Origin of the sequence: Paenibacillus nanensis (genome assembly GCF_003583765.1) — a bacterium.
GTDB lineage: Bacteria > Bacillota > Bacilli > Paenibacillales > Paenibacillaceae > Pristimantibacillus > Pristimantibacillus nanensis.
The window spans coordinates 1-14,385 of sequence record NZ_QXQA01000004.1 but is presented as its reverse complement, the minus strand read 5'-3'; the positions used below and the strand labels follow the sequence as shown (position 1 = coordinate 14,385).

19 protein-coding genes are annotated in these 14,385 nt (G+C 52.8%); 3 read left to right on the top strand and 16 right to left on the bottom strand.

All coding sequences use genetic code 11. The features are described 5' to 3' along the window. Position 1: 1 nt before the first annotated feature. From nusB to D3P08_RS08035, 15 genes are all read right to left on the bottom strand, one after another. On the bottom strand, positions 2-445 hold the full coding sequence (nusB, locus tag D3P08_RS08105; RefSeq protein ID WP_119599008.1) for a transcription antitermination factor NusB: 444 nt from the start codon (positions 443-445) through the stop codon (positions 2-4). A gap of 116 nt (positions 446-561) precedes the next feature. Then, complete coding sequence (locus D3P08_RS08100) at positions 562-792, bottom strand: DUF2273 domain-containing protein (RefSeq protein WP_119599007.1); 231 nt, start codon at positions 790-792, stop codon at positions 562-564. A 14-nt stretch (positions 793-806) separates the two neighbouring features. Further along, positions 807-1,364: an alkaline shock response membrane anchor protein AmaP gene (amaP, locus tag D3P08_RS08095; RefSeq protein ID WP_119599006.1), complete on the bottom strand. Its 558-nt coding sequence runs from the start codon at positions 1,362-1,364 to the stop codon at positions 807-809. 99 nt (positions 1,365-1,463) lie between these two features. Continuing rightward, the gene (locus tag D3P08_RS08090) at positions 1,464-1,871 is read right to left on the bottom strand and encodes an Asp23/Gls24 family envelope stress response protein (RefSeq protein WP_119599005.1); all 408 of its coding nucleotides are present in this window, start codon (positions 1,869-1,871) and stop codon (positions 1,464-1,466) included. Positions 1,872-1,988: 117 nt separating this feature from the next. Further along, entirely contained in the window at positions 1,989-3,362 is a 1,374-nt protein-coding gene (gene accC, locus D3P08_RS08085) for an acetyl-CoA carboxylase biotin carboxylase subunit (protein ID WP_119599004.1), read from the bottom strand. 46 nt (positions 3,363-3,408) lie between these two features. Then, positions 3,409-3,909 carry an acetyl-CoA carboxylase biotin carboxyl carrier protein gene (gene accB / locus D3P08_RS08080; RefSeq protein WP_119599003.1) on the bottom strand — a complete coding sequence of 167 codons (501 nt, stop codon included), beginning with the start codon at positions 3,907-3,909 and terminating at the stop codon, positions 3,409-3,411. A 174-nt stretch (positions 3,910-4,083) separates the two neighbouring features. Then, positions 4,084-4,701: a SpoIIIAH-like family protein gene (locus D3P08_RS08075; protein ID WP_119599002.1), complete on the bottom strand. Its 618-nt coding sequence runs from the start codon at positions 4,699-4,701 to the stop codon at positions 4,084-4,086. Positions 4,702-4,750: 49 nt separating this feature from the next. Next, entirely contained in the window at positions 4,751-5,380 is a 630-nt protein-coding gene (spoIIIAG, locus tag D3P08_RS08070) for a stage III sporulation protein AG (protein WP_119599001.1), read from the bottom strand. 30 nt (positions 5,381-5,410) lie between these two features. Continuing rightward, complete coding sequence (gene spoIIIAF, locus D3P08_RS08065; protein ID WP_162848399.1) at positions 5,411-6,130, bottom strand: stage III sporulation protein AF; 720 nt, start codon at positions 6,128-6,130, stop codon at positions 5,411-5,413. Between the two features lie 95 nt (positions 6,131-6,225). Next, positions 6,226-7,446: a stage III sporulation protein AE gene (gene spoIIIAE, locus D3P08_RS08060; RefSeq protein ID WP_119598999.1), complete on the bottom strand. Its 1,221-nt coding sequence runs from the start codon at positions 7,444-7,446 to the stop codon at positions 6,226-6,228. Beyond that, positions 7,443-7,844, bottom strand: coding sequence for a stage III sporulation protein AD (spoIIIAD, locus tag D3P08_RS08055; protein ID WP_119599471.1), 402 nt, complete (start codon positions 7,842-7,844; stop codon positions 7,443-7,445). The genes spoIIIAE and spoIIIAD overlap by 4 nt, the downstream gene beginning before the upstream one ends. A 9-nt stretch (positions 7,845-7,853) precedes the next feature. After that, complete coding sequence (gene spoIIIAC / locus D3P08_RS08050; RefSeq protein ID WP_119598998.1) at positions 7,854-8,057, bottom strand: stage III sporulation protein AC; 204 nt, start codon at positions 8,055-8,057, stop codon at positions 7,854-7,856. A gap of 15 nt (positions 8,058-8,072) precedes the next feature. Beyond that, positions 8,073-8,588, bottom strand: a complete 516-nt coding sequence (spoIIIAB, locus tag D3P08_RS08045; protein WP_119598997.1) for a stage III sporulation protein SpoIIIAB — start codon at positions 8,586-8,588, stop codon at positions 8,073-8,075. Continuing rightward, positions 8,585-9,625 (bottom strand): stage III sporulation protein AA, encoded by a 1,041-nt coding sequence (gene spoIIIAA / locus D3P08_RS08040; protein WP_119598996.1) that lies wholly within the window; start codon positions 9,623-9,625, stop codon positions 8,585-8,587. Before spoIIIAA ends, spoIIIAB begins: the two co-directional genes overlap by 4 nt. Before the next feature lie 91 nt (positions 9,626-9,716). Beyond that, positions 9,717-9,983, bottom strand: coding sequence for a YqhV family protein (locus D3P08_RS08035; protein ID WP_119598995.1), 267 nt, complete (start codon positions 9,981-9,983; stop codon positions 9,717-9,719). Between the two features lie 138 nt (positions 9,984-10,121). Here D3P08_RS08035 and comA point away from each other — a divergent pair, with 138 nt between their 5' ends. From comA to D3P08_RS08020, 3 genes are all read left to right on the top strand, one after another. Next, positions 10,122-10,949 carry a phosphosulfolactate synthase gene (gene comA / locus D3P08_RS08030; RefSeq protein ID WP_119598994.1) on the top strand — a complete coding sequence of 276 codons (828 nt, stop codon included), beginning with the start codon at positions 10,122-10,124 and terminating at the stop codon, positions 10,947-10,949. Positions 10,950-10,970: 21 nt separating this feature from the next. Beyond that, positions 10,971-11,681: a 2-phosphosulfolactate phosphatase gene (locus D3P08_RS08025; RefSeq protein WP_119598993.1), complete on the top strand. Its 711-nt coding sequence runs from the start codon at positions 10,971-10,973 to the stop codon at positions 11,679-11,681. A gap of 108 nt (positions 11,682-11,789) precedes the next feature. Then, complete coding sequence (locus D3P08_RS08020; RefSeq protein WP_119598992.1) at positions 11,790-12,251, top strand: DUF441 domain-containing protein; 462 nt, start codon at positions 11,790-11,792, stop codon at positions 12,249-12,251. A 160-nt stretch (positions 12,252-12,411) separates the two neighbouring features. On the opposite strand, the gene D3P08_RS08015 is transcribed toward D3P08_RS08020, so the two are convergent. Beyond that, positions 12,412-13,665, bottom strand: a complete 1,254-nt coding sequence (locus tag D3P08_RS08015; protein ID WP_119598991.1) for an aspartate kinase — start codon at positions 13,663-13,665, stop codon at positions 12,412-12,414. Positions 13,666-14,385: the final 720 nt, after the last annotated feature.

The window sequence follows — 14,385 nt, the reverse complement described above, 5'->3', positions numbered from 1 at the left end:
TTTACGATTTCAACTCGTCGATTCCTTGCAGCAGCTTGCCGAGCACGCCGTTAACAAATTTGCCGGACTCCTCCGTGCCGAAATGCTTCGCCAGCTCGATCGCTTCGTTAATCGCGGCTTTAGGCGGCACATCATCGCGGAATACCATCTCATAGCAAGCAAGACGCAACACTTGGCGGTCAACGCGCGACAAACGGTCTACCTGCCAGCCTGTCAGGAACTGCTGCAGCATGCCGTCGATCGCTTGCTTTCTTTCCAGCACGCCGTGTACCAGCTCGCGCGCAAATTCGTCGGTGCTTCCGATTTCCTTCGGATCCGCTCCGATTTCATTATCCTGCCGAAGCTCGTCCATCAGCATATCCACGGCCTCCGACGCCGTCACTTCGTTCATTTCCATTTGATACAAACTCGATACCGCGATTTCTCTAGCAAGTCTCCGTTTCATGTGACCTCCACATCCGTTCATTCCGAAATAGGTTGTTATGTAAAAAAAACTATGATCTCCTCCCTGCCCCGAATTAGCGGCTGTCCGAAATCCGGAGAACGGAGGAGACCACAGAGTTAACGGAACGGGCGGAACCTTTCTAGCAGAGCATACCACACTCGCTGCCAAGGTATGACCGGTCCTTCCGAATGCTCTTTCTGCTTGCCAAACCAATAGCCGATGAAAACGAGAAGCGCTACAAACAGCATATCCCAGAATCCAAATGCTAAATAGATGATGCCGAAAAATAAACCTGCAGCTGCGCCAACCAGACGTTTCCAATATGCGTCCCAGAATGCCTTCCACATCGGCTTATTCACCTCTATTCCACGCGGCTCTTAAATGTATTCGTCTGTATCACATTTGCGACAAAGACAGCCACATTGATAACCGGAATGCCGGTAATATCCTCGATATGGGTTTTTACAGCGCGCTGAATCTCTTCGGTAAGCGAGGGGATCGCCGTTTCTCCGTCAACCACCGCTCGGAGGACAATCTCCAGACCCGCGTCGGACGCGCGTACTCTGGCGCGTAAATCTTTAACGCCTTTCTGTTTGGACGCCGCCTTTAGCGACAAATTCTCAATCGTCTCAATCGATATCCGGATATCGCCGAATTCGGTCCGCTGATCGATAGAATGCGCGTTTACGCTTCCCCGCATAAGCGACACGATAAAGAATCGAAGGCTGATCAGGAACAAGACGACGCCAATGATGCCAACCGCGATCGAGAACGCATCCTCCGCATACAGCTCCATGATGAAGTCGCCGGCTATGTCTCTGGATATCCAATGGAAGCCTACCCCGATCATGACGACGGAAATGACGCCGATCACGATGCTATACAGAAATAATAAAAGCTTGTCCACAACTCTAATCAAAGCGGCTTAACCTCCCGACCGACCGAATGAAAACCCCCAAGCGCTTAAGCGGCATGCCCAATCACGAGGGGGTTGTACAAATGCAATGGTTGCTCTATTCTATTTCACGCGATGTTGGGATTCCTCATCATCGAATCGCTCCGCAGGCTTGAAATAAACGTCATGGATATGAACGTTTACCTCCACTACCGTAAGTCCCGTCATCATTTCAATGGAACGCTTGACATTCCGTTGAATTTCAGACGCTACCTCCGGAAGTTTGTTTCCGTACTCGACGATAATCGAGACATCAACTGCAGCTTCCCGCTGGCCAACCTCGACTTTGACGCCTTTGGATAAGTTCTTGCGGCCGAGCAGCTCTGCAATTCCTCCGGCAAATCCGCCGCTCATGCCCGCAACGCCGTCAACCTCGACCGTTGCCAGACCGGCGATCACTTCAATGACTTCAGGTGCAATCTGAATCGTACCGATTTCTGTTTTCTCATATTCAGCAGCTATCGTACTCATGCTCGTAATACACCTCCCTAATGTCGTGTGAGCTTGGTTTCTTGCCAAGCCGTTTCCGCGCCATATTTCTATACTATAACATTCAGCTCGAATTATGACAAACTTGCCAAGCTGGTTTTATTCCGCGCTGACTGCAGTTTCCGGAGCGTTAATATCATGCTCCTCCAGAAACTTAATGTCGAAATCGCCCTTCACGAACTTAGGATGGCTCAGCAGCTTCAAATGGAAAGGAATCGTCGTACGAATGCCCTCGATTGCAAATTCGGACAAGGCGCGCTTCATCCGGGCAATCGCTTCTTCACGGGTCGGTCCCCATACGATCAGCTTCGCGATCATGGAGTCATAATGCGGCGAAATCGTATAACCGGGATAAACCGAGCTGTCGACGCGCACGCCAGGTCCGCCCGGCGGCAGATAGAACGGGATGTTGCCCGCCGACGGCATGAAATTGCGCTCCGAATCCTCCGCGTTCACGCGGCACTCGATCGCCCAGCCGTTAATGGAAAGATCCTCTTGTGTGAACGACAGCGGATTGCCTTCCGCCACGCTGATCATTTCTTTGATCAAGTCGACGTTCGTAATCATCTCCGTAACCGGATGCTCCACCTGTATGCGCGTGTTCATTTCCATGAAATAGAACTTTCCGTCCGGACCGAGCAGGAATTCAAGCGTGCCCGCGCCCGAATATTGTACGGCAAGCGCGGCGCGTACGGCCGCCTGCCCCATCTGCTCGCGCAGCTCCGGCGTGAGAATTGGACAAGGCGCTTCCTCTACCAGCTTCTGACGGCGCCGCTGAACCGAGCAGTCCCGTTCAAACAGATGGACGGCATTGCCGTGCTTGTCCGCCATAATTTGAATTTCAACGTGCTTCATTCCCGTCAAATATTTCTCCAGATAGACGCCAGCGTTGCCGAACGCCTTCTGCGCTTCCTGCTGGGCCGTTGAAATTTGGCTGATCAGCGATTCCTCGTCTTCGGCGATCCGGATGCCTTTGCCTCCGCCGCCTGCTGTCGCCTTGATAATGACAGGGTAGCCGATGTCCCGCGCAACCATAATGGCTTCCTCCAGGTTCTCGATCAACCCGTCAGAGCCTGGAATAATCGGCACGTTCGCCGCTTTCATCGTCGATTTGGCGACCGCTTTGTCCCCCATCTTGCTGATCGCGTCCGGAGAAGGACCGATAAACGTAATGTTGCAGGATTCGCAAATTTCCGCGAAGTCCGCGTTTTCGGCCAAAAAGCCGTAGCCGGGATGAATCGCGTCGCATTCCGTTAAAGTCGCCACGCTCATAATATTCGTCAAATTCAAATAGCTGTCCTTGGATGGCGTCGGACCGATGCAATACGCTTCATCCGCCAAGCGGACGTGAAGCGAGTCCCGGTCTGCCTCTGAATATACGGCTACCGTGCTGATGCCCAGCTCGCGGCAAGCCCGAATAATTCGTACCGCGATTTCGCCGCGGTTCGCGATTAGTATTTTTTGGAATTTCACGTAGGAACCCCTTTCGAACACAGTTACCCGAGGCCGGGCTGAATTGTTAGTCCGCTTTCACGAGGAAGAGCGGCTGGCCGTATTCAACCAACTGACCGTTGGAAACCAGTATTTCCACGATTTCGCCGTTTACTTCGGCTTCCAGCTCATTCATCAGCTTCATCGCTTCGAGGATGCACACGACCGACTTCTCATGCACGCGGTCGCCGACCTTCACGAATGGCGCCGCTTCTGGCGACGGGGCGCTGTAGAACGTACCGACCATCGGCGAAACGATTTGATGCAGATCAGCTGCCGGCGCTTTCGCGGGCGTCGCTTCCGCAGCAGCGGGCGAAGCGGCCGCCGCGACAGCCGGCTGCTGCGGCGCTGCCGCAACCGGTGGCTGTGAATATGTATGCGTAATTGGAGCCGTTTGCACACTCACCACTTCGGTTTTACCCGGTTTACGGATATGCAGACGCGCGCCTTCGTTTTCAATTTCGAGCTCCGAAACGGACGTTTGATCAACCAATTTGATCAATTCTTTAATCTCGCTCAACTTGAACATGAACGTAATCACTCCTCTTTTTCACATAACGTTTTGTATTATACCATAAATAGGCGTGAACACGAATCATTTTTTGAACAAGCCGGCAAGCGCTGCCAAACCGGGGAACAAAAAGCTCCGGACGCCCGGCATAAGCCTAAGAACGATCGGAGCTTTGTTCGCTTGTACGAGTCTTTATTGCGGTTCAGGCACGTATTGCACAGACACTTGTTCCGCCTTCACATCCATAACCGTCATTACTTGATCGATAATGCTGGCCGCTTCTTTTTTCTCCAGCTTATCGCTTGCCACAACTACCTTGTAGCGGTCGTTCTCTTCATCAATCATCGCGATTTGGTAATTCTTCATCAACGCCGATTCCAGCTCGGCGATTTTGGAATGCTTCTCCTCCAGCTGCTCGATCGCCGCGACAGCCTCAGCCGACTGCTCCGGATCGTTGTTCACATTCGCAACCTCTGCCATCAGACGGCTCTCCTCCTCGGAATACAGCTGGTCGCGCTTTGCGATAATTTCGCTGAACACCGAGTTTTCGCCGTAGCCTTGACTTTCCACCATCGCCAAGATTTCTTCGTCCGTCAGCTTCTCCGTTGCCGCGCCCTCTTCCTGCGTCACTTCGTCCACGACCAGCGCCCCGTCGTTGCCGGAGGCTTCGCTCACATCTTCCGTCGGCGTTCCCGTTCCCGAGAGCTTGTCAGCGTCGTCCAAATCCTGCGTGAACAAATAGTAAGCGGAGAGCACCACCATCAAGCTGAGCATCGATACAAGCCAAATCGTTTGTCTTTTCGTATTCATTTCCTATTCCTCCTCAAATGGGTATAAGTTCGCCTTGCATGAGTCCTGCTTATTGCTTGCTTGGAATAACTTCGATTCGGTTAACGGGAACGCTGAGCCCTTTCTCCACCGCGCTGATGATGAGCCGCCGGACCGTTGCGTTTTCGGCTCCCTTAGCGACGATTAGCACGCCTCGTATACGAGGGTTAATCGTTTTTGTAATAATCGGTTTCTGATCGCCGGACACTTCGTACAGGACCACTTGCCCTTCCTTGGTAATCGACGTGATGTGCCTCACCCCCCCGTTTTTATCGTTTTCGTCGGTTATCGATTGGGTTTCCGTCTTGTTTTTTTCAAGCACGATCTCTTCGGTCGAATCGACGGTTACCAGCACATCAACCGTTCCAACCCCCACAATTTTTTCCAAAATATCTTTTAACCGGGACTCCAGCGTGCCTTCAATCGTTTCAAACGGCGTGCTTGGCGAAGGGCTACGATTCCAGGCCTCCTCGGCCGTCGGCGGCGGATTCGCATCCTGGGAGGGCGACTCTACATTTTTCTGCGGAAGGAAGGAATTAAGCAGCATGAGCGCGGCGCCTATACCGCCTACGATCATCAAGATACGCAGCGTTCTGATCCGTTTCGGTCCGCCTGGACCGCCGCCTACCGCCGCCTCCAGTCCATCCAGCCACTTTGCCATGCGCAAGCTTCCCCTTTCTTCAACTATGAATTAATGGCCGGCGCCGTCTCCCGCGCGTTCCCGGATGACCGTTTGGGCCGCCTGAACTCCAAAGCCTTTTGCCAATACGCCGTAAATCGCGTTCGCTTCTGATTGGCTGACCTGCACAAAGCCATTCTCCTGTTGCTCCATCTGCCCGCTTACCGGTTCCGCTGTATCCTGGATGCTCACATCAACTTGAACGGGCGCCACCGCTTCAATATCGACCGGTTCTTGTCCGGATGACTCGCGCGCCGCCTCCCGCGATTCAAGCGTCACGGTTACGGAAGCGAGCTCCGGCTGCTTCTCTTCTTCGCCCGCTTTCGGGAGGATAAGCTTAACGTCAACGGATTCGACCTTCATCCCGGTTTCTTCCGCAATGGCATCGCTCATCGATTCCTCAAGCGCCATCGCGGTTAGCTTGGCCGCTTCGACATTTCTCTGGGCCTGGATCGCGTCGGCTCTTTTCTGAATATCTTCCAAGCTCGGCATCTTGATGTCGCGAGTCATCGAACGTTCATCCCATAGCTCCATGCCAGCCTCGAGCCGGTCGCTCATATCGGTTTGCAGCAGCTTTAGGATGGGCGACAAAATCGTCAGCAGGATGAACAGACCGACCACCAGCCTCGCGTAACGCTGCATCGCCTTGTTCGGGAGCAGCAGCTCCACCAGCATCGCCAGCAGGATTACCGCGATAATATTCCGCAGCCAGTCGCTTAACCAACCGATCACATTTAGCTCACCTCCTCCAGTGTTTTCCGACGGAAAACACACTTCGTAAGCATTCGCTTAAGTTTTGCGGAGCAAAACTTGCTTCGTAAGCCTCCCTACCGAACCATCAAAGCCGCGTTGCCGGCCGTCAGGATGATTGTCACCGCCAAAAAAAACATAAGGCTGACGGCGGCCAACGCCCCAAATACGTAGACCATCGTTTTTCCGATCGTCTTCAGGCACGTGACGATTGGCGAATCCCCAAGGGGCTGCATGACGGCTGCCGATACATTGTAAATAAGGGCCAGCGTTAATATTTTCAAAGCCGGGAACGCGCATAAGAAGATGAGAATAATGACGCCTGCAAGTCCGATCGCGTTTTTTGCCAGCATAGATGCCGAGATTACGGTATCCGCAGCGTCCGAAAACATCCGCCCGACGACCGGCACGAAGTTGCCTGTGACGAACTTCGCGGTGCGAAGCGTGACGCCGTCCGTCACCGCGCCCGTAATCCCCTGAACGGATATGACGCCGAGAAAGATCGTTAAGAGCACCCCCAGCGTGCCTACTGCGATCGTGCGAAGCAGATTGGCCAGCTGCGTTACTTTGAACTTATCCGTCAGCGCGCTTGCGATATGCAGCACCGCCGAGAAGAACAGCAGCGGGAACACGACGGTGTAGATCACCGTGCCAACTACATGAATCATAAAAATAATGAGCGGATGGAGCACGGAAACCGTCACGACATTCCCCATCGAAGCGAGCAGCGTGAGGAGCAACGGCACCATCGCCAGCATAAAGCTCATCATGTCCTCAATCGCGTTCCTCGCATAGCCGATCGCGACGTGAAAGCTGTTGACCGCGATAATGACGAGCACCAAATAGGTGATGGAGTATGCGACCCTGCTGATGGTGTTCCGTTCAAACGCGTTCTGCAGCGTTTCGAGCACCATGCTGAACACCGTCAGCATCACGATCGTGACCAGCAGCTTGCCGTTGTACAGCACCTCGTGAAGTAGGTAACGGAGGAGACCCTGCAGCACTTCCGTTACGGACAATCCGCCGCCCGGAAGCAGCATCTCGCTAAAGCTCGGCACCTTCTGGTCCGGAAAGTAGCCCCCGTATTCCTCCCGAAGCCTGTTCCAATAATTTTCGACGGGCTCCGTGCCGACTAGGCCCGCTTGCTCCTCCACCATTTGTTTCATGTCGGCCTCTTGTTTGGCGGCAGGCTCCTCTGCGCTCGCATTTCCGGGAACCCACGAGAAGAGCAGGATACAAATCCAAAAAAACAATTGAAGCCTGGCTCTTCCGCTCGAATCCGTTCCCCCGATCCTCATGTCCCGCCTCCCGCCGGCAGCAAGCCGATTACCGTTTCAACAATGACGCTTATAATCGGGATAGCCATGACAAGGATGAACACTTTGCCGGCAAACTCGATTTTCGAAGCGATGCTCTCCTGTCCGGCATCCCTTACGATCTGCGCGCCGAACTCGGCGATATAAGCGATCCCGATTATTTTCAGCACGGTCTTCAAATAAACGGAGGGGATGCCTGCGCGGTTCGCCAAATCCTCTAACACGGTTATGACGGCCTCGATTTTCCCGATGACGAATAAGAAAATAAATAATCCCGTAAAAGCCGCCAGAAGGAACGCAAACATCGGTTTCTGCTCTTTGACAACTAGAATCAGCACCGTCGCCACCAGTCCGAGACCGACGATTTGAATAATATCCACCGCGTTCACCTACTGGAACAAAAAGATCGACTTAATTTCCTGAAATAAATCGTTAAGCAGTCGAACCACCATAAACAGCACCACAACAAATCCGATTAACGTAACCCAATGCGCCATGTCTTCCTTCCCCATCTGCTTCAGAACGGAATGAATCATTGCGATAATGATGCCGATTCCCGCGATTTGAAAGATGGCGCTGACATCCATATTCATAAGTAGCGCACCCTCTTACAACATCAAAATGATGATCAGCACAGCGAGCAAAGCCCCGAGACTTTTCCACATCTTCTCATACTTCCCTTGTTCGTCCCTTGCCGCGTCCTCTTCTGCCTTTAGCTGCGTTAATGCCATCCGCAAATGCTTCATCTGGTCCTCTTTGTCGCTTATGCCCAGCGTTGAACCTAGCCGCAGCATTACGCTTTGTTCATTGCCTTTCATCGATGTGTCGATCCAGTTGGCTTTCACGGCCCGTTCCCAGCACTCTTGGAAGGAATGGCCTTCCGGCTTCCACAGCCATTCCGCCGTTTCCCGAAAGATCGATGCAACCGGTCCAGCGGAGGCGTTAGCCGTTCTCTCCAATGCTTCGGGAAGCGGCGTATGGCCGTAACCGATCTCGGTTTCCAGACGCTGCAGCGCATGAGCGAGCTGCCTCAGCTGTCTCGGCCTATCCGCGTACCTGGCAGCTTGCTGAAAGCCGATCATTGTGCCTGCAATGAGGATGAGCACCGCTCCAAGAAGCTTCATAGCTCCTCGTTCCGGCCTCGTCCCATACCGGCAAGACTGAGGGCGCTTGCTCCTGTTGAATGCTCCCTTTTTGCCGCTTGCGGCTGAAGCGCGCCTGCGTTGATGATGCGGTGCATAATGCCGTCTGCCGACCGTCTTAGCTCCACGATATGCGAGAAGGCGCCTTCCTTAATCAGCTTGTACAGCTCAGGCCGGGCTAAGGCGTCTTGAATGTCGTAGGCATGAGCCGTTGCGACGACGCTTACCCCGGCGTGGCTTGCTTCGCGTATCGCATCCGCGTCCTCTTGTCGGCCAATCTCATCGACGATAAGAACCTCGGGCGACATGGACCGGAGCAGCATCATCATGCCTTCCGCCTTGGGACAAGCATCCATCACATCCGTCCTCGGTCCGATATCAAAGGTCGGTATGCCTCTGACGCAAGCCGCAATCTCGGATCTTTCATCGACGATGCCGACCTTTTTGCCCGCTTGAGCCGCTCGGTTCAGGCCGCCCGCCAATCCATAGCTGAGCGATCTCGCGATATCGCGGATAAGCGTTGTTTTTCCTTGCTGCGGCGGAGCTAATAATAACGTTGAACCGATTGTGGCTTTGGCCGCGTCCATCAGCTTAGGCAGAAGATGAGATGCCGCCCCGATCACTTCGCGCGCAATACGGATGTTGAATCCTCCAATATCGCGAATGCCGCGCACGACGCCGCCATCCAGTATCGTCCGGCCGGCCAGTCCGATCCGGTGCCCGCCTGACACCGTAATATAACCTCTCCGAAGCTCCTCCTCCATGGCGTACAACGAATAATTGGTAATACGCTCCAGCAGCTTGCGGCAATGCTCGGCCGTTGGCTTGAACGCTCCGTCAGCCTGGAGCTTCATGGCGCCGTCCGGCGCAATAAATCGAAATCCGTCCCGATAAGCGATTTCCAAAGGGCGGTTCTCCCGAATCCGGATTTCTTCCAGCGTTCCTTTGACCTCTGCCGGCAGACTCTCCAGCAGCTTCTTCATCTCCAGCGGCAATAGATGAGCTACATGAGACAGCATCATCTTCACTCCCCAATGTTTGTCTTATGTCGTTACATGTGTATGCTTGTCTAACGGATTTATGTACAAATCTGCTAGATTCGTCATTCTACTATTTTTTCAAAATACCGATCATCAAACATATCACGCCTGCCGCTACCCAAACGAATTTGCTTGGCGACAGCTTATCTGACAGGCCGACCAGGCCGATCGTCGTTGTAGCAATTAGAATGAGCGGCCCTACTAAAGCCAGCGACGAATTGACGACCAGCGCTTTATCGATTTGATTCAGACGAAGCATTAACAACGCCGCGCATATTTCGATAGTGCCGGACATCAGTCTCAAACTGGCCATGCTCAGAACGATTTTATTCAGCATTTGATCGTACCTCCTTTCTTCGTCCGTCGTTTTTTTATGTATATGCGTGCTTGTCTGCATTTCATGACGGACACCTGCCTAGCGCGACCTGCATATAGTGGAGGGTACGTTCATCAAGCAAGCGAGGAGATTGGTAAGATGAGAATTGCTGAACTAGACAACTGGCACCAGCTCTTAAAGGATCCGAGCGGCAAACGTAACGACGACAGAAATAAAGGACTCGGCAAAACGATGGTTATCGACAAAGGGCTTGGCTTCCACGCATTCACCGACTTTGTGCAGGTGGCCGGCCCTTATGTCGATTTCGTAAAGCTGGGCTTCGGCACCGCTGTCTTGTACGATACGGTTCTGCTTCGAGAGAAGCTGAAGCTCGCCGCGTCCCAAGGTATCATCTCTATGCCCGGCGGAACGCTGCTTGAGGCCGCAGTCCAGCAAGGCACCATAAACTCCTTCCTGGATACGGTATGCTCGCTTGGCTTTACGGGAATTGAAGTATCCGACGGAACGATTGAAATGGATCGCATCCGCAGAACTTCCATCATTAAGGAAGGCGTGAAACGCGGACTTACAGTTATGACGGAATACGGAAAAAAAGCGGCGGGCTCCCAGATCGATCCGGAAGAGCTTGCGTTCACCGCCCACTGCGACCTGGAGGCAGGCGCAGAGCTCGTAACAGTCGAAGCGAGGGAATCCGGCGTAAATGTTGGGTTATTTGATGAAAGAGGCCAATGTAAGGAGTCCGTGCTGACGGAAGTGATCGGCAAGGTTGGCCAATCCGGCCGATTGATGTGGGAAGCGCCCCTCAAGAGCCAGCAAGCCGATCTAATGCTGCAATTCGGCGCGTCCGTTCACCTCGGGAACGTAGCGCCTGCGGATGCGCTCGCTTTGGAAGCGATGCGGCGCGGACTGAGATCCGACACGTTTCAATTCGGGTATCAAGCTGATTTCTCCGATTATATGATTTAACGAGGAAAGGACTAACACAACATGCATGTCCAGGTCATACCTAGCGTAAAGGAAGCGGGATCCGCCAAATTTAACCATAAGACAGCGATTGCGATCGATGTCCTTCGAGCGACCAGCACAATCGTTACGGCGCTTGCCGCAGGAGCGGTAAGCGTTATTCCCGCCGAGACCGTCATGGACGCCAGGGCGCTTCAGCGCCCTGGGGACATTGTCGGCGGCGAACGCTTCAGCCGCAAAATCGCCGGTTTTGAATTCGGCAATTCGCCAAGGGAATATACGGAGCAGGCTGTAGGCGGCCGAAGAGTCATTTTGACGACAACAAACGGCACGCGGGCCATCCATAAGTCGATGCGAGCCGATACGGTAATCGCGGCCTCTTTGCTGAATGCGGAAGCGAGCGCCCGGTTTGCGCTCGAGCAGCGGCGCGACATCGTAATCTTGTGCGCAGGCAGCCATGACGATTTTGCCATTGAAGACGGATTATGCGCGGGACTGCTTGTCGAGCATTTGAAGCAGATGTGCCCGTCCGCCGTTGAGCTCGATGATTTCGGCGGCGCCATGCACGCGCTCTACCGGGCTAATGCTGATTCCGTGCTGGATACGCTCATGAACAGCCAATCCGGCAAGCGTCTGCAAAAGCTTGGTTCAGCCGAGGACATTTATGAATGCGCCAAGGTGGATTCCATCTCCATTGTCCCTTATCTGAACGGGGATCAATTGATTCTGAAGTAAATGGAAAGCATGATCGGATAGACATATTAAAGGATGCCCGTCCATATAATGAGCGTAAGCCGCCCAGCCCGGGTGTAGCGTTCATATAAGACAGGAGCATAAGCCCCGATGATTGGTGAAATTATTCTCGTCATTCTTATATTGGTTGGCGTAATCGGCCGATCCCCTATTATAGCAACGGCAGCGTGTCTGCTGCTCGCGGTTAAGCTCATTCATCTGGAACGGTACTTGCCCGCTATCGAACGCCGCGGCCTTGAGCTCGGACTCCTCTTTTTGACGCTTAGCGTCCTTGTCCCATTCGCGTCAGGCCGTATCCATCTGAAGGATTTTACGGCAGTCCTGACGTCCTGGCCCGGTATTCTTGCGCTCGCAGGGGGCGCGCTGGCCACCTATATTAACAGCAAAGGACTCGACCTGCTGAAGCTTGACCCTCAAATTGTGGTCGGCCTCGTGCTCGGTTCCATCGTCGGCATCATTCTCCTGCGCGGCATACCGGTCGGCCCTCTAATGGCAGCCGGTATTACGGCAATCTTGTACAAGCTGTTCAAAATGATCGGCGGATCATTGTGAGAGGAACACAAAAAAATCCCAGTCGGAAAGGTCGGCGCCTTCCCTGACTGGGATTTATGTTTTGATAAAGATCATCGATAATTGCAATCATTTCATGATCCAAAATATATTCCGGACCAAATGCCTGCGGATTTGAATGGATGACGCAAGCTCCTGAAGGTTACCTGCGCTCCGAAGGGCCGCCTACGAAAGCTTGCTCTGCCGTATCCAAGCCGTAAGCCGTGTGCAGAACGCGCACGACTTCGTTAAGAGGCTCAGCCGTAATGACGCAAGAAACTTTAATTTCCGATGTGCTGACCATCTTAATGCTCACGCCGAGCTTGGAAATTTCAGAGAACATCTTAGCCGCAACGCCAGGGTTGCTGACCATGCCCGCGCCTACGATCGACACCTTCACAAGGCCGGATTCCGACGTCGTTTCCCGGTATGGAACGACCGAACGGATGCTTTCGATGACGGAGATCGCTTTCTCCTTATCGTCGCCCGAAACGGTGAACGAGAAGTCGGCTTTGCCGTCCAATACGCCGCTCTGTACGATCATATCGACGTCAATTCCGTTTTCCGCTAGCGCGCCGAATACGTTCGCCAGAACGCCCGGCACATCCTCTACGCCCATAATGCTGATCCTTGCCACGTTTTTATCAAAAGCGATTCCGCGAACGACCACGCCTTGTTCCATGACCGCATCCTCCTTCACACTAGTCCCTTCATTCTGCGTAAAGCTTGAACGAACGACAAGCTTCACATTATAATGCTTCGCGTATTCCACCGCGCGCGGATGCAGTACCGCCGCACCCAAATTCGCAAGCTCCAGCATCTCGTCATAAGAGATTTCATTCAGCTTGCGCGCATTTTTGACAACGCGCGGATCCGTGGAATAAACGCCGTCCACATCCGTATAAATTTCGCAAACATCCGCCTTCAGTGCAGCAGCCAGCGCGACCGCGGTCGTATCCGAACCGCCGCGTCCTAGCGTCGTTATTTCGCCTTCCGCGCTCATTCCTTGGAAGCCGGCTACAATTGCCACGTTACCCGCTTGAAGCGAATCAAATATTCGCTGCGGCTGAATGTCCGTAATTTTAGCTTTACCGAATACGTTATCGGTTTGAATGCCCGCTTGCCATCCTGTAAACGACATCGCTTTGCCGCCTAATTGGTGGATCGTCATGGATAACAAAGCAATCGATATTTGCTCGCCTACGGTTAGAAGCATATCCATTTCCCGGCTCGGCGGATTTAAATTAAGACCTTTCGACTGGTCGATCAGATCATCCGTCGTATCGCCCATGGCCGACACTACAACGACAATTTCATTGCCTTCCTGCTGCCGCTCCATAATACGTTTTGCTACACGCTGCATTCTCTCTGGCGTTCCGACAGAGCTGCCGCCAAACTTCATCACGATCAAAGACAAAGCTGTCTCACTCCCAACCTTGACATCTGCATACAAGTTAATATTATAGCACAGTTATCCGCCTTCTGGGTATAGTAATCGACAAAAATCCTCTTCGCCTTACCGCGTTAAAGAAAAGCAGGCGACCTAATGCTATGGCCACTTGGCAGAGCTATATTCGTCGACGCCGTTATCTTACGGTTCCTCTTATTTGATAGAGCTGGCAGATATTTCGAAAACAGAGACAGGCGGCCCTTGCTCTTCGCCAATACATCGGCTTATTCGCCATCAGCGCTGATAATATCGTGTGGCGGGATTATTTGCTTGAGAGTAGCTTACTCTATGCTTTTAGTATCGTGTGACGTGATTATTTGCTTGGGAACAGCTAACTCCGTGCTTTTAGTATCGTGTGACGTAATTATTTGCTTGCGAGCAGCTAACTCCATGCTTTTAGATCGGGTGACGTGGTTATTTGCTTGGGAACAGCTCACTTCATACTTTTAGTATCGTGTGACGTAATTATTTGCTTGCGAGCAGCTAACTCCGTGCTTTTAGTATCGTGTGACGTGGTTATTTGCTTGGGAACAGCTCACTTCATGCTTTTAGTATCGTGTGTGCAACTAGAATAAAAAGTGGACACCCAATTAAGAGAAGCTAGATAATAAGCTTATCGAGGAGGTGTTCACATTGGGTGAACAACGGCAACGCTTTAACGAAGAATTCAAGCAACGCACAGTAAGG

Excerpts from the sequence above, each read along its gene's own strand:
- D3P08_RS08100 (WP_119599007.1), bottom strand. The coding sequence starts at position 792 with ATGTGGAAGGCATTCTGGGACGCATATTGGAAACGTCTGGTTGGCGCA.
- nusB (WP_119599008.1), bottom strand. The coding sequence starts at position 445 with ATGAAACGGAGACTTGCTAGAGAAATCGCGGTATCGAGTTTGTATCAA.
- D3P08_RS08035 (WP_119598995.1), bottom strand. The coding sequence starts at position 9,983 with ATGCTGAATAAAATCGTTCTGAGCATGGCCAGTTTGAGACTGATGTCC.
- D3P08_RS08075 (WP_119599002.1), bottom strand. The coding sequence starts at position 4,701 with ATGAATACGAAAAGACAAACGATTTGGCTTGTATCGATGCTCAGCTTG.
- spoIIIAA (WP_119598996.1), bottom strand. The coding sequence starts at position 9,625 with ATGCTGTCTCATGTAGCTCATCTATTGCCGCTGGAGATGAAGAAGCTG.
- accB (WP_119599003.1), bottom strand. The coding sequence starts at position 3,909 with ATGTTCAAGTTGAGCGAGATTAAAGAATTGATCAAATTGGTTGATCAA.
- D3P08_RS08020 (WP_119598992.1), top strand. The coding sequence starts at position 11,790 with ATGATTGGTGAAATTATTCTCGTCATTCTTATATTGGTTGGCGTAATC.
- comA (WP_119598994.1), top strand. The coding sequence starts at position 10,122 with ATGAGAATTGCTGAACTAGACAACTGGCACCAGCTCTTAAAGGATCCG.
- spoIIIAC (WP_119598998.1), bottom strand. The coding sequence starts at position 8,057 with ATGAATATGGATGTCAGCGCCATCTTTCAAATCGCGGGAATCGGCATC.
- D3P08_RS08025 (WP_119598993.1), top strand. The coding sequence starts at position 10,971 with ATGCATGTCCAGGTCATACCTAGCGTAAAGGAAGCGGGATCCGCCAAA.
- spoIIIAG (WP_119599001.1), bottom strand. The coding sequence starts at position 5,380 with ATGGCAAAGTGGCTGGATGGACTGGAGGCGGCGGTAGGCGGCGGTCCA.
- D3P08_RS08090 (WP_119599005.1), bottom strand. The coding sequence starts at position 1,871 with ATGAGTACGATAGCTGCTGAATATGAGAAAACAGAAATCGGTACGATT.
- spoIIIAE (WP_119598999.1), bottom strand. The coding sequence starts at position 7,446 with ATGAGGATCGGGGGAACGGATTCGAGCGGAAGAGCCAGGCTTCAATTG.
- spoIIIAB (WP_119598997.1), bottom strand. The coding sequence starts at position 8,588 with ATGAAGCTTCTTGGAGCGGTGCTCATCCTCATTGCAGGCACAATGATC.